1 protein-coding gene is annotated in these 932 nt (G+C 66.0%); it reads right to left on the bottom strand.

Going from position 1 to position 932, the window contains the following annotated elements; all coding sequences use genetic code 11:
* A partial coding sequence (locus AYK65_RS31095) for a condensation domain-containing protein (protein ID WP_420810271.1) occupies positions 1 to 906 on the bottom strand: 906 nt, incomplete at its 3' end.
* Between the last annotated feature and the right edge of the window lie 26 nt (positions 907 to 932).

The following is a 932-nucleotide window of genomic DNA, read 5'->3' as shown; positions in this document are numbered from 1 at the left end:
GGCGAGCGCCGTGCGTCGCGTCCGCTCCAGCAGATCGGAGACGCTCGGCTCACCGGACAGATCGATTCGAACCGCCAGGGTGTTGACGAAGAAGCCGATCAGCTCTTCGACCTCGCGGCGGCCGCGATTGGCCGTCGGTACACCGATCACGATATCGGCCTGCCCGGACAGGCGCGCCAGCACCGCCGCCCAGGCCGCCAGCACCGTCATGAACAAGGTCGTGCCATGTTGATGGCTCAGCCGCTTCAGCCCGCGCGTCAGATCCTGATCGATGACGACAGGCACGCTGGCTCCGGCAAACGACTGCTGCGCCGGCCGCGGCCGGTCGGTCGGCAGCGCCAGACGGGCCGGGGCACCAGACAGACTGTCGCGCCAATACTGCGCCTGGGCCTGCAGCCGTTCCCCCGACAGCCATTGCCGTTGCCAGGCGGCATAATCCGGATACTGGATCGCCAGCGGCGGCAAAGGATCGGCGCGCCCGGCCGCAAACGCCCGGTAAAGGCTGCTGAGCTCACGCACCAGAACCCCCATCGACCAGCCATCGGCGACGATGTGGTGTTGCGTCAGCAGAAAGACGTGGTCGTCATCGGCCAGCCGGATCAGGCGGCCGCGGATCAGCGGGCCGCGCGCAAGATCGAACGGTGTCCTTGCTTCTTCTTCGCACAGGGCCGAAAGCAAGACCTCGGCATCCGGTTCACCCCGAAGGTCGTCTTCGACCACCGGCAATCGCGTGTCCGCTGATAAAATCTCAACCTGCGGGTCATCCTCTCCGGCGACGAACGTCGAGCGCAGCGCCTCGTGACGGGCAAACAGACGGTCAAGGCTGCGCTGCCAGGCGACGCGGTCGAGCGCTCCGCGCAATCGCCAGCCCAGGGGAATGTTATAGTTCGTGCTGTCTTCGTCCAACTGTGACAAGAACCAGAGACGCTGCT

Origin of the sequence: Ensifer aridi, assembly GCF_002078505.1 — a bacterium.
In the GTDB taxonomy this organism is placed as follows: domain Bacteria; phylum Pseudomonadota; class Alphaproteobacteria; order Rhizobiales; family Rhizobiaceae; genus Sinorhizobium; species Sinorhizobium aridi.
The sequence above is the reverse complement of the archived record's forward strand: the minus strand, read 5'-3'. Positions and strand labels throughout refer to the sequence as shown.